The 12,969-nt window shown below is 36.5% G+C and carries 11 protein-coding genes and 3 pseudogenes; 2 read left to right on the forward strand and 12 right to left on the reverse strand.

The features are described 5' to 3' along the window. From GGG_RS0109320 to GGG_RS0109355, 8 genes and pseudogenes are all read right to left on the reverse strand, one after another. Nucleotides 1-209, reverse strand: a pseudogene (locus GGG_RS0109320) (hypothetical protein); the annotation flags it as partial. A gap of 173 nt (nucleotides 210-382) precedes the next feature. Beyond that, entirely contained in the window at nucleotides 383-1,522 is a 1,140-nt protein-coding gene (locus tag GGG_RS0109325) for an acyltransferase (protein WP_010114142.1), read from the reverse strand. A 57-nt stretch (nucleotides 1,523-1,579) separates the two neighbouring features. Continuing rightward, nucleotides 1,580-1,993: a poly-beta-1,6-N-acetyl-D-glucosamine biosynthesis protein PgaD gene (gene pgaD / locus GGG_RS0109330; protein ID WP_010114143.1), complete on the reverse strand. Its 414-nt coding sequence runs from the start codon at nucleotides 1,991-1,993 to the stop codon at nucleotides 1,580-1,582. 16 nt (nucleotides 1,994-2,009) lie between these two features. Beyond that, nucleotides 2,010-3,275 (reverse strand): poly-beta-1,6-N-acetyl-D-glucosamine synthase, encoded by a 1,266-nt coding sequence (gene pgaC / locus GGG_RS0109335; protein ID WP_010114145.1) that lies wholly within the window; start codon nucleotides 3,273-3,275, stop codon nucleotides 2,010-2,012. Between the two features lie 7 nt (nucleotides 3,276-3,282). Continuing rightward, nucleotides 3,283-5,190, reverse strand: a pseudogene (gene pgaB / locus GGG_RS0109340) (poly-beta-1,6-N-acetyl-D-glucosamine N-deacetylase PgaB); the annotation flags it as partial. Between the two features lie 600 nt (nucleotides 5,191-5,790). Further along, a pseudogene (locus GGG_RS19650) lies at nucleotides 5,791-6,129 on the reverse strand (FKBP-type peptidyl-prolyl cis-trans isomerase). Nucleotides 6,130-6,291: 162 nt separating this feature from the next. Then, nucleotides 6,292-6,822, reverse strand: coding sequence for a YaeQ family protein (locus GGG_RS0109350; RefSeq protein ID WP_010114150.1), 531 nt, complete (start codon nucleotides 6,820-6,822; stop codon nucleotides 6,292-6,294). 61 nt (nucleotides 6,823-6,883) lie between these two features. Continuing rightward, nucleotides 6,884-7,897: a GTP-binding protein gene (locus GGG_RS0109355; RefSeq protein WP_010114152.1), complete on the reverse strand. Its 1,014-nt coding sequence runs from the start codon at nucleotides 7,895-7,897 to the stop codon at nucleotides 6,884-6,886. Nucleotides 7,898-8,339: 442 nt separating this feature from the next. Between GGG_RS0109355 and GGG_RS0109360 the strand changes: the two genes are divergently transcribed. Next, a complete protein-coding gene (locus GGG_RS0109360) occupies nucleotides 8,340-8,588 on the forward strand; it encodes a hypothetical protein (protein WP_010114154.1) in 249 nt (82 codons plus the stop codon). A 53-nt stretch (nucleotides 8,589-8,641) separates the two neighbouring features. On the opposite strand, the gene GGG_RS21530 is transcribed toward GGG_RS0109360, so the two are convergent. After that, the gene (locus GGG_RS21530; protein ID WP_264650123.1) at nucleotides 8,642-8,773 is read right to left on the reverse strand and encodes a hypothetical protein; all 132 of its coding nucleotides are present in this window, start codon (nucleotides 8,771-8,773) and stop codon (nucleotides 8,642-8,644) included. A 94-nt stretch (nucleotides 8,774-8,867) separates the two neighbouring features. Here GGG_RS21530 and GGG_RS0109370 point away from each other — a divergent pair, with 94 nt between their 5' ends. After that, complete coding sequence (locus GGG_RS0109370) at nucleotides 8,868-9,212, forward strand: hypothetical protein (protein WP_010114156.1); 345 nt, start codon at nucleotides 8,868-8,870, stop codon at nucleotides 9,210-9,212. A gap of 66 nt (nucleotides 9,213-9,278) precedes the next feature. Here the strand turns inward: GGG_RS0109370 and GGG_RS0109375 are convergent, their stop codons facing one another. The 3 genes from GGG_RS0109375 to gltS all read right to left on the reverse strand — a co-directional run bounded on the left by GGG_RS0109375 (nucleotide 9,279) and on the right by gltS (nucleotide 12,748). After that, nucleotides 9,279-9,800: an acyl-CoA thioesterase gene (locus GGG_RS0109375; protein WP_010114158.1), complete on the reverse strand. Its 522-nt coding sequence runs from the start codon at nucleotides 9,798-9,800 to the stop codon at nucleotides 9,279-9,281. Nucleotides 9,801-10,229: 429 nt separating this feature from the next. Continuing rightward, nucleotides 10,230-11,168 (reverse strand): patatin-like phospholipase family protein, encoded by a 939-nt coding sequence (locus tag GGG_RS0109380; RefSeq protein WP_319795936.1) that lies wholly within the window; start codon nucleotides 11,166-11,168, stop codon nucleotides 10,230-10,232. Nucleotides 11,169-11,512: 344 nt separating this feature from the next. After that, nucleotides 11,513-12,748: a sodium/glutamate symporter gene (gene gltS / locus GGG_RS0109385; RefSeq protein WP_010114163.1), complete on the reverse strand. Its 1,236-nt coding sequence runs from the start codon at nucleotides 12,746-12,748 to the stop codon at nucleotides 11,513-11,515. Nucleotides 12,749-12,969: the final 221 nt, after the last annotated feature.

Here is a 12,969-nt window from a genome sequence, read left to right on the forward strand (position 1 = left end):
ATCCATTGATCAGGGAAATATCCACCATTACACTCATCAACTTCACCTTTAACAATTTTTAATGGCGTTCCAAATATTTTCTTCGGCGTCACATTTGTTATTTGAAAACTGTTATAGCTTTTCCCTTGAATCACGGGTTGAACCACTGGATCGGCCAAACTTAATGAAGAAATACAACTGAGTACACTCAGCATTAATATTTTTCGCATTTTAATTTACTCATTTATTTGTTCTAAATTAACTATATCGACAAAACATTCAATTATTTATTATTTAAGTATCAATATCTTGAATGATCATCTGTTAAATTATACGCTGAGCAATGCATAAAAAGTAGTTCGACTTATAAAATAAATAGCTAAAATAAATAGCACAACTCAAATTATTTAAAACCTTTACCTAATACTGTATTTGCCAACCAATTACTCGCAGTAATTGCAAATTGATCTACATAACGACTATATAAATTCGCCACTAATAAAGTCATTAAAATTGCACCACTTGCTGAAATAATCACGGATAGTGAATAGTTCCATTGCCAACTCAAAAAAAGATTAAATAAAGGAATACAGATTAAATACAGCATCAATAAATGGAGCAAATAGATAGAAAAAGATAACTTCCCTAACCATACTAAAATAGGATGATCCAAAGCTTTAGACAGTACAGGATTCATTAAAATACTATAAACGATCAGAACGCCTGCAAAAAAATTACAATAGTCATAAGTCGCTTCACCTAAGATTTGATGAATCCAAGAATAAGCACTACTGGTATTATGTGCCCCAGCAAAATATAAACCCAGTAATAGCATCATCACCGCAGTCATCGTTTTAAGCGGTTTAGCATAAAGATAGATATACATCCCAAAGATAAAACTAGATATTCCAAAACAGAAACCTTGTCCACGCCAATAATAAGCCAAACATGAAATCAGTAAGGAAGCGATAAAAAATACAGTTTTTTTATCATGATAAAGATAAAGCAGAAAAAACAATGCGAATGAACCCATCAACTCAATGGTCATTGTCCACAATACCCAATTGATATTACTGTCCGAAAATAAAAATGCGCCGACGGTACCTTCATAGAAGGCTTGTTTTAAACTAAAGTTCTGCGCTGTAAATGCTTGCAGCCATCCGCCGACATATTGGCTATCAATATGAATGAATTGAAAGACTGACCAAATGATTAAACATGAGGTTAGCGCAGGAATCATTAAGCGAGGATAACGCTTAATCATCATACTTTTAATTTTATAGCTAAATTGATCAGGGCTTTTTAAAATAGCATAGCTCAACACAAAGCCACTCAGCACAAAAAATACAAAAACAGCAGCATCACCCGAATATAAAAAACCAAATGGTGAGTGATGCATCGCATTGACCCACTTTATATCTGTGGTTTCATTGGCATCAAAATGGTGTAAAAACGGGAAAAAACTCATCGCTAGATGTGAAAATACCACAGCAAGACATGCTAAACCACGTATGCTTTCTGCTGAGTTTATTTTACCTGACATCTATTTTTCCTAACAAAACAAAAGTCCCAACCTGTGGGACTTTTATGAATCAAGCCTTTAGTCAATATGGGTAATTCGACCATTGGCATCATGGTGAACAGTCGCAACCTTTTGTAACCGCGACATTTTCAATGCTTGCATATCCAAATTAAATGAACGTGCATATTCATCTGTACTTTTATCTTTAGCTTGTGCTTTGGTTTTTGATGGAATGAAGTGACTCCATAACCATAACGAAACGGCACATGCTAATAGTGCGGTAAAACCATTTTCCAAAACATGCGCCATCGTACCAAAAAAGTATTTGATCAGATGTGGTTTTTGAATCGCAATAAAGCTAATCAAAATCACCAAAGGACGCCACAAAAACAGCCAGAATCCCCATAACATTGCGGTGCTGGTATTGGATAGATAGCGTTTGTGCCAAGGCAACTGATTACGCATATCGATAATTAACGTTTCGATTTTCATCATGTTTCTCTAAAAACTAGTCATCATTCCGCATTCCACGATCTGGGCTAACCCATCGTGCTCTCTTACCACGGCCGCGTAGCAAAACCTTCGGAAATGCGATGATGCTTGCAGTCACTGTTATCAGCCAAAAAACAATTGGATACCAAATCATCCAGTAAAAGTTTTTCGCTAGATTTGATTCGTAACGACTGTCCATCCATTTACTGATGGCAAATTGGAGCAAACAAGTCGTACCGAGTAAAATTCCTGTTCCCATTGGGAGTAATGGTGAATTGACGGCTGGAAAACCTGCATAAGGTAAAATCAAATGCAGAATCCACAAAATCACCATAATCAACATCAAATATGACCACACCAAAGTCAGACATAACTCGATGATCAGTGGCCATAAATAATTTAATTTCGGTTTAAACAGCACATCAATATTTTTAATTAATACTTGCGCGCCGCCCATTGCCCAACGTAACCGTTGTTTCCATAAACCATTCAAAGTTTCAGGCATGAGAATCCAAACCAAGGCATTCGGCTCAAACCTCACATCCCAACCAGCACGGTGCAATTTCCAAGTGATATCAATATCTTCAGTCAACATATTGGGCGACCAATAACCGACCTCATGTACTGCACTTTTACGAAATGCAGTAATTACACCTGATACTGTAAATAATCGACCAAACGTTGTTTGAGCACGTTTGATCATGCCGACAATCGAAGAAAACTCCCCAACCTGAATACGTCCAAGTAAAGTTGAACGTGTCCGAATACGAGGATTACCCGTTACCGCTGCAACAGACGGGCTTTGTAGAAAATGGCGAATCATCCACTGCGCTGCATGTGGGTCTAATAAAGCATCACCATCGATACCAATTAAATATTCTGCATCCGTCAATAAACTCCCTGCCTGCAAAGCCATTGCTTTACCTTGGTTTTCGGCCAAATGCACAACACGTAATTTCTCATGCTTTTCAGCAAGCTCATTGAGAATGTCCGCTGTTCGGTCTGAACTCCCATCATTGATTGCGATCACTTCAAAGTTCGGATAGTTCAAACGAAGTGCATGCGTAATGGTTTCGACAGCATTATCCTGCTCATTGAAACAAGGAATTAATACTGCAACCAATGGGTATTCAGACAATGCCTCTGGTTGTTTATATGGGGGCTCTTTACGCTCTTTCCAATAGAAAATAAGCGCACCGATCATCCACAAATACGACATGAACAGTGGATAATAGAAGATAAAATTCAGTATGGATTGCCACAGATGCTGAAATGAGTGCATAGGTCGCCTACGGAATCAAACGTGATGATTTAGAATCAAACACTTTACGCATTTCAGTCGCATCAGGATGATCTTGAATCGGATCATCTGGATAATAGCCAACATGAATCACGCCTTGTTGATACAACGATTGAATGGTTTGCATCAGTTCCGTTGTCGGTATTTTCTCATTGTTTCGCCAATTCACCGCTTGCAATTCGAAAACGGTCTTTTTCATACCATTCGGTTGTTGTTTCACCCTCTGTACTAAATCTCGATAAAACTTATCCTTATCAGGGGCTTGCTCCATATATGGCATTGCCATAATGGCTGTAAAATCATAGTTTTTAATCGATTGCTCTAAAGATTGCGCATACCAATTTTCAGAATACGCCGATAACGCAACTTGTGCGTATAAATTACGTGCAGTTAATAAGAAGGGTTGGTAATAACGTACCTTTTGAGCCAAATCTAAAGCAAATGAATCGATCGTTTGTGTCTTAAATGCCGTCCATTTTTGCAGTTTTGCGTCATCATTACGGATCTCAGCTAAATCTGTAGGTAAACCTATCTTTTGATACGCTTTGAGTGCTTCTGGGCTAACATCTTCATAATCAGACAATGTCGCATCATCATGGAATAAGATTCCATCAAAAGTCGCCGATTTTGCTAAATCTTGATAAATTCCTTCAATCGTCTTACGTGCATCTGCCGAATACGGGCTTAAACGAAGATAACCCATGTTTAAGTGATCCCCTGCTTTGGCTTGCTGAGTCACGACTAGATCATTTGAAACAGGATTAGATTTTGGCAATTCCCACGCCAATAAAGGCATCCACGCATATAGGCGACTGACTTGAGTACGGGTTTGAATTTGCCAAGCAACACGGTTAAACAAGTCCGCACGCATGGGTAAATAACGGTTTGGGAAATACACCATGTCCGCAGAACCGTTGGCATCTGGATCTGAAAATGCTTGCAAGAACACTGTGGTGACATTCATTGCACGAATACGATCGAGTAGATGACCGAGATTACGCTCTTGTTGTACAGGATCTGGATCGTAAATGTAATCTAAATCGACATGCATGATTTTTTGCGGACGATTATTATCCGTCAAACTCATTTGACGACTTTGAATTTCTTGCGCCAAAGCATCAGTGGTCATGTTGCCTTCAACTAAAATTCGGTTGAGATGCCCTAATGACTTTTCAATATGATCGGGGCCATCATCCAAACTGATTGTAATTGGCATGCCGACTTTTTTTGCAATCGCCACAGCTTCCATATTGTATCGCCCATAAGGCCATACCATGATGCGTGGTGCTTTTAGGCCATGCGCTTTTAAAACCTTATTATTTTTCTTTAAATCATTGTAAATACGATCTGCATAAGCTTGATCAGATTCATACTGTTTGGTTTTTGGATTGTATTCACGCGTGGTTGCTGCAGGTTCTGAGTTACCTTGAGGATTACCCATAATTCCACGATGTAGATTATAGCTATGGCTACCAATTTCAACTAAGCCACTCTTTTGCATCGTTTTAAGCTCATCCCATGTGAGCAACTTGCTACGTTCGAGCTTTTCATCACCGAATTGAACCATCTGATTCGGTTTGGTTTCTAACCAACTACCGACAACCGAAAGAACAACAGGAATTTTTCTTTGTTTGATAATAGGATAGGCATATTGGTAAAAAGATTGATAACCATCATCAACCGTCAATAATACAGGCTTAGACGGTAATTTAAACTTGCCTTCTTTGGCATTGATGATCTGATTGACCGTCACAAAATGATAGCCATTTTTAATCAGCCAATCTAAATGTAATTCGAATTGCTTTGTCGTCACCGCATAATCTGGAATAACAGCATTTTTTTCAGCCGTAATTTCATGATAACCGATGATTGTCAGTGTATTTAAATTAATTTTAGGTGCTTCCTGCTCAACGGTAGCGTCTTGCAGTGTTTGGTTTTCTTCAGCAAATGCACTATTCAAAAAGGATGAAAAGAATAGTGATGCACACAGCATTGCTGTAGCAGGAAAGTAACGAGTTACCATAAATTTAAATACTCTATCATCATTGTTTAGACCTGAACTCATCTATAGCATTCCAAAATTGAAATACTAAAAATCCTTTTTCTAGACGAATTGAATCAAGCGTTTTACAACGATGATTTAAAAGAATAAAGCTGAAACGAATCTTAAAAAATAACCCTGAATAGAATTATTTATTTGCAACATTTAAACACTTTTAGCACAAAAATATTGTAGGTGATTGTTAAATTTTGGACATTTTATGTACAAAATAATATACATATCGTGTTAAATTTCACGTTACTTAAAATAAATTATAACCAGATAACAAAATCAAAAGTGAACGCTTTGTACCTTTATAGTATTGAATTAAGAGTAAAAATAATAAAACTCAAAATCATACAGATTAAAATTAGCTATCCAAAGGTACATAAAAAATAGAGATCAAATTGATCTCTATTCTCAAGAATTCCAAAATTCACTTATCAGTAAAGTGACTTAATCACGTGTTTTCACATCAAATAATTCAATTTCAAAAATGAGGTTAGAATTTGCAGGAATCACTTTCCCCATTTTGCGCTCACCATAAGCCAAATGAGCAGGAACGATCAGCTTACGCTTACCACCAACTTTCATTCCCATAATCCCTTGATCCCAACCTTTAATCACACGACCAGTACCAATCACGGTTTCAAAATAATTACCACGATCAATTGAAGAGTCAAACTTGGTGCCGTCTTCTAACCAACCCGTTTAATGCGTGGTGATCAAAGCACCTTTTACAGCTTCTTTACCTTCACCAATTTTTAAATCAATGATTTCTAATTCATTCGACATAGCGATTACCTAAATTTTCAATTTTCTCGTTCGATTATAAACAGGTATCCGTAAAAGTGCTTAATTCTGTTATTTTTGCATGTTAAATTTTCAACAGTTAACCTTTTAAATCATTCGAAGAAGATACAAGCTAGATGTATATCCTCTTCAATCTAAACGTTTTTATTGCAGTTGAGTCCATTCAACAACAGCTTGAGCATGATCCCCGATCAATGTCCATTCACCATCCATGACATTCAATTGTAATTGCATGGTTCGTTCACATAATTGTTGAATCGCTGCTGTAGTTTGCTCAGACAATTGCCACACTTGAACATTGGATAACGTTTTAAGCTTTGAACTGCGTTTATACCATTCTGCAACCGCTGAACCATAAGCAATCACAGCGACCTCTTTACAACGTGCAGCTGCTTTTTTAACTTTATCTTCATCTGGCAAACCAACCTCAATCCATTTCACCAATTGACCTGTTAAGTCTTTTTCCCAAAGCGCAGGTTCATCGGTTTCAAATAAATCTTTGGTGAATTCCAAATGCTCATCGGCAAAACGTGCATAGGCCAAAATTCGAACCATTAATCGTTCAATCGTTTCCGAAGGATGCAAAGCAATAGTGAGTTGATAGTCACCATATTGATGCACATCCATATTGGCAATATTTAAATCTGCTTTATAAATGGTTGCTTTTAATGCCATGTCCAATCCAAAAAATGAAGTTCTAAAATATGCCGCTCAGTCTATAAGATTTTCAATCGAATTACTGAGAATTTTCAGATTGATCTATTCGACATTTTAAAAGTTCAGATTCAAAACCTTCCCAATCTCGATCTTGTTGAGTAATGATTTCCACGCGATTGTCGATACTTGCTTCAGTCGATTTATAATTCAAATTTTCAGGATTAAAATTAAAACTCATCCAACCTTGATTGGTATTAAAAATACCTTTTATTCTGAGCCAGTCTTTTTGATCACACAACGCATCTAAAAGCACATAAAAATCAAATTGCCAACGCTTTGAAAATTTCCAACCTGCAACGGTATAACCATTGGAAGACTCTACATAGTGGTAAGGCAATTGCTTAATCACAGGTAAATCATCTGTTGAATTGTGTTGTTTTTGAATATGAATTAAAGGCACAATTTTACGTTGAATACCTTGGTGCGGAACATCAATTTGTTCAAGTTGAATATTGCCCTTTTCAGCCAATAGCCAGGTTTGAATATAAGCCAAATAATCATTTTTAAACTGATCTAATTGTTTTTGATCAAGTTCAGTCATCATGTCTGCATGTGAAACCACAACAATTTGCGCTGCTTTTAATTGATCTTGATAAAGTTCTTGTTGAATCCATGCTTCATCTTGTAAGCGTGAACCATCCACGACTGTGACTAAAGCTCGCATATCAATTTGAGATTGCCAATGCGGTTCTGTTAATTGTTCTAATAACTGTGCGGGATGCCCCAAACCAGTTGGTTCAATAAAAAGACGGTCTGGCTGTTTTTCTTGAATCAATCGAGATAATGCAATTTGCATGGGTAATTGCCCTGCACAGCACAAACAACCTCCCAACAGTTCTTTGACTTCATAACCCGTATCTTGTGGCAATAATTGTTGATCTATACCAATTTGACCGAACTCATTCATCAGGATTGCCCAAGTTTCTCCTTCGGGCTTTTGTTGCAATAGATGCTGCAATAAAGTGGTTTTACCTGCACCTAAAAAGCCAGAAATAATGTGGGTCTTTACGACTTTTTGGGAAATAATTTTCACAGATACCACTCAAGTTGCGATTATAAATTGAAAATACAATGTGCTGTAAAGCTGATCATACCCAGTCTATTGTTAAGATTTTACAGACAAGATCAAGCGATTAATCTGTTTTTAAGCTTAAATTGTTACATTTCTCAAAAATATAAATCGAAAAAAATAAGAAAATTTGAAGTTATTGTTTTATTCAAGTAACCATTACGCTTAAATTTTAGGCAATTTTTCATATTTCCATACATTTAAATCATTAGGCAAATGTCGATTTCTCACAAAATTCTTACACAAGACAGTGCTTTGTTTTAAACACGTAACCCAAACTGTTTCCCTTTGTTGAAAATATTGCCGAATTTTCATTCCGCCCTTAGCATGAGTTCACGCCTTGCAGCTCAGTCGACTCAGACTTTGTAGCGTAGGTTTTATTATTTAATGAATAAGGATGCCTCCAATGAATTTAGTTAAAACACTTTTAGCAACTACTTTTGCATTAACTGCTGCGACAGCAACATTCGCAGCTTCTGAAAAAACCACTCAGTCTGCTGAAAGCACTGAAAAAGTTATTGTATCAACCCAAGAGCAACCAAGTGATGCTACACCAGCCGATGAAACTGCTGCAGGTACATCGAATGCAAATCAACCTTCATCTGAAAGTGCAGCAGAAGCACCTGCAACGCCTGCACCTAAAGCAAGACAATAATTGATGGATAAATTTTGTGTCATGAAAATATAACTCCTCCAGAGTTCCATGACCTACTCTTGCTTTTTTAAAGCAATGCTTGAAATAAAAAAGACTGTATCATTGCTGCGATACAGTCTTTTTTTATAGCCATTTCTTAATAATCGTTTTTTATAATCGCTTTGTTCTAAGCCATTTGCACCCATTTACATATCAGAACTTGCTGAGAAGTTAATTTTTAAGGATATTTGAGTTATATATTTTGGAATGAATAAAACACTATTCAAGGATAAACATAAAATGCTAAAAAAATTAATCGCGATTGGATTATTATCAATCTTACTTATAGCCTGTTCAAAACCTTTACCTGTAGATAAAAAAGATTATGTAGGGACATGGCTAAGTGCGGATGGTCGAATCCATTTGAACATTAGCTCAGAGGGACGACTGGAATATAAAAATAAACAACCCAATTCAAGTACTTCTGTTTCCGCACCGATTACTGAGTTTAATGGCTCTAGTTTTAGTGCAGGTCTTGGTTCACTTTCGACTTATTTTAAAGTCACTCAAGCACCGCAACAAAATGCAGATGGCACATGGACAATGACTGTCGATGGACACCAATTAAAAAAGCTTGATGAATAAAAGCAACCGAAAACGTCCAATCAAAAAAAAACCTCCGCGAAGGAGGTTTTTTAGCCTAACGTCTCATTACTGATGTGACGTTTTTTTATAAATACTGCAAGAAGGATGATGATTTTCTTGTAAACGTGCAACTTTACGCTGTTCAGCAGCTTCAAAACGGCAACGTTTCCAATCATTGTCTAAATTTAATGATGGAATTTGTTGTGGCTTACCATTTTCATCCACAGCAACCATGGTGAAGTAGCAACTGTTGGTATGGCGAACTGTACGCTTTTGAATATTTTGAGCTTCAACACGAATACCAATTTCCATAGAAGTACGACCTACATGGTTCACACAGGCTAAAAAAGTCACCAACTCACCGACATGGATCGGTTCTTTAAAATTCACTTTATCAACAGAAAGTGTCACAACATAACTTCCTGAATAACGGCTTGCGCATGCATACGCGACTTGGTCAAGAAACTTGAGGATGGTTCCACCATGTACATTACCTGAAAAGTTTGCCATGTCTGGGGTCATTAAAAAAGACATGGTTAATTCGGACTGATCATCTGTAGCTCGGATCATTTGATCTAATGGAGACATCGTATTCTAGACTCTATTTGGGACAGGAGATTTACGTTTATTATTATATATCTTTTCATGCAAAAAACATGTTTAATTCGGCAATTGGGCATTCCCTAGCTTGATAATTAGATACAGATTCATTTATTTAAAATATATTCTATTGATTTATCATATATTTTTAGATTTTTGCCCATTTCAGTAAAGCGATGTGCTCTACAATACTTACCGATTCGACAATATATGATCAACTGCATCATAACGCCAATAAAGGCAGATGCCGTATGAAATCGTATTGAGGGATAGAATATGCACATTCGAAAATGCACGAATGAAGTATTCGTGCATGCAAAAATTAAGTTTTTAATCGTATCTCAAAATAGATAGAAATCTATTTTCAGTAAAAATATTTATAATCAAAGACTGAAATACAAATAAAAATTAAATCTCTTAATTACGCACACGATATTGCGCATTTTCAATCTCACTTTTTGTCTTACTTTCAATCACAACATCTAAATCATGCATGCGCAAATTGGCTGCATCTACACCCGCTTGCATGGTATCTTGACGACCTTTGACATCAAAAATATGCGCTTTTTCATGTAGGTCAGGTTGAATCACAATATCTGCATTTTTTAATTCATCCGCAGCCAATTTATTCTGCATGATGTTAATGTTTTGGTTAAACAAGCCCCAAACATTGTTTGTTTCAGTGTTTACAGGTTGTGCCAAAATATCTACGGCAATAACGATGTCTGCACCCAATTCTTTTGCAATATTTACAGGTACTGGACTGACTAAACCGCCATCGACATATTCTTTGCCTTGAATAACGGTCGGAATGAACATACTTGGAATAGACACAGACGCTCGAACGGCCTGTCCTGTATTACCATAATTAAAAACGGTTCGTTCCCCATTTTGTAATTCCGTTGCAACCACATACATTGGAATTTTCATCTGCTCTAATGGTATTTCGCTGACTTGTTTATTGACATAATCTTCAACTTTTTGACCATCAAAAAAGCCTTTTAGCCCTATTTTAAAATCACGAACATCGCCAACTTTCATATTTAAAGCAATTTCACGTAGTTGCTCAGGCGATTTACCACTGGCATAAATCGATCCAACAATACTACCTGCGCTGGTTCCTACAATAAAATCAGGTTTAATTCCATGTTGTTCAAGCGCTTCTATTACACCGATATGCGCATAACCACGCGCGCCGCCACTGCCTAGTACAAGTGCAATCACAGGTTTTGTATTCGACATTTTCTTGAACTGATAAAAACTTTTATCTAACTTTGATGCCGCCTCAGATACTTGCTGTGAAGGTGCAACTACAGCCTGCTCTTTTTTAACAGGTGAATACGCACAAGCAACCAAAGTTGAACTACATACCAAAGAAATAAAAATTTTGTTGAACAAAGACATAAACTCAGATTTAGGACTAACCGAAATGATTCGGTATATAAGCATAATTTACAATATATTGCTGTTGTATTTATTTAAACTGTCATCATTTTTCGATAGATTAGCAATTATATTGCTAAAAAATAACTATTTATTTTTGGATTAAAAGTATACAGTTTTCTTAGCTTTCTAATTTCAACATCTACAGCATTATTATGGTGATCAATCACTTAAATATTAAAAACTCTCTACCTGATTGTTTTTAAAATAATAAAAAGCCAGTCATGTGACTGGCTTAATAAAAGTGATGCTAATGTTTAAGCAACGAATTTCAGAATTAACTGAATCACTGTCGCATTAATGATATCAACAAAGAAAGCACCGCAAAGTGGCACAATCAGGAAAGCTTTATGCGAAGGTCCATACATATTGGTAATGGCTTGCATGTTTGCAACCGCAGTTGGTGTTGCACCCATACCAAAACCACAATGCCCTGCTGCTAAAACTGCAGCATCGTAATTTTTCCCCATCACACGGAAAGTTACAAATGCAGCATACAGCGCCATCGTTAATGTCTGCGCACTTAGAATGATGACCAATGGACCAGCAAGGTCTGCTAATTGCCATAATTTTAGTGATAGCAATGCCATCGCAAGATAAAGTGAAAGCGAAGCATTACCAAAAACGTCAATTGCACGATCAAATATTTTTACACGAAGAACGCCTTCCAAGATATTTCTTAGAATCACACCGCCTGCAAGTGCCCATACAAATGTAGGTAATTCAAACCACTGCCCTTTGCTATAACCTGTCATAAATTCAGCAAATGCTAAACAAGCCGCAAATAAACCTAAAGTGGTAATAGCATTATCCGCAGTAATTAAACGAACTTGGTGTGGATATTCAAAAGGAATATATTCACCTAACTCAGTTGCAGGATGTTCATTGGTTTCATCAACTTCTTTTTGAGTTTTAATATTTGATAATTTATAACGGTTAATCAGAAGCTTAGCTAATGGACCACCAATAATACCACCAATGATCAAACCAAATGTCGCACTTGCCATACCCAACGCTAAAGCACCTTGTATGCCATGTTGAGTTTCAAGAATTTCACCCCAAGCGCCAGCAGTACCATGACCACCTGTAAGTGTAATTGAACCTGCGATTAAGCCAATCAATGGATCTAGACCAAGTAAAGTAGCTAAACCAATACCGACAAAATCTTGTACCACAATAAATGATGCAACACAGATCAGGAATATAACTAAACCAATCCCACCTTCTCTGAGCTTTGCAAAGTTAGCGCTTAAACCAATTGAGGCAAAAAACACCAACATGAAACTGGTTTGTAATTCACTACTTGTGGTAATGCTATAACCCCAAAGGTTATGCACGAGTAAAGAAATGATTGCGGCAACTAAACCACCCGCTACTGGTTCTGGAATATTATATCTACGAAGAAAATCTATTCGATTAACCAGAAATCGCCCCAATAAAAGCACAATAACTGCGGCTATGAGCGTATAGAAAGCATTAAAAGTAAATTCCATCGAACTGATCCATGCTATATAAAATACCTAAAGTTTTACATTTAAATCATCTAATTAGATTATTCAATCTACAAACAATTTACCATCTTAAAAAGATCCAATGTGTTGATCTTAAAAAGAACTAATTTATAAATTGAAATGATTTAAAGTTAAATTAAAGGTAATGGAGAAAAAGTAACTTTAACAAAATGAAAAAGTCAAAATTAAAATGAATTGGAGTA

The sequence above is a fragment of the Acinetobacter sp. P8-3-8 genome, assembly GCF_000214135.1.
Taxonomy (GTDB): Bacteria; Pseudomonadota; Gammaproteobacteria; order Pseudomonadales; family Moraxellaceae; genus Acinetobacter.

Excerpts from the sequence above, each read along its gene's own strand:
- GGG_RS0109325 (WP_010114142.1), bottom strand. The coding sequence starts at position 1,522 with ATGTCAGGTAAAATAAACTCAGCAGAAAGCATACGTGGTTTAGCATGT.
- pgaD (WP_010114143.1), bottom strand. The coding sequence starts at position 1,993 with ATGAAAATCGAAACGTTAATTATCGATATGCGTAATCAGTTGCCTTGG.
- pgaC (WP_010114145.1), bottom strand. The coding sequence starts at position 3,275 with ATGCACTCATTTCAGCATCTGTGGCAATCCATACTGAATTTTATCTTC.
- GGG_RS0109350 (WP_010114150.1), bottom strand. The coding sequence starts at position 6,822 with ATGGCATTAAAAGCAACCATTTATAAAGCAGATTTAAATATTGCCAAT.
- GGG_RS0109360 (WP_010114154.1), top strand. The coding sequence starts at position 8,340 with ATGAATTTAGTTAAAACACTTTTAGCAACTACTTTTGCATTAACTGCT.
- GGG_RS21530 (WP_264650123.1), bottom strand. The coding sequence starts at position 8,773 with ATGGGTGCAAATGGCTTAGAACAAAGCGATTATAAAAAACGATTATTA.
- GGG_RS0109370 (WP_010114156.1), top strand. The coding sequence starts at position 8,868 with ATGCTAAAAAAATTAATCGCGATTGGATTATTATCAATCTTACTTATA.
- GGG_RS0109375 (WP_010114158.1), bottom strand. The coding sequence starts at position 9,800 with ATGTCTCCATTAGATCAAATGATCCGAGCTACAGATGATCAGTCCGAA.
- gltS (WP_010114163.1), bottom strand. The coding sequence starts at position 12,748 with ATGGAATTTACTTTTAATGCTTTCTATACGCTCATAGCCGCAGTTATT.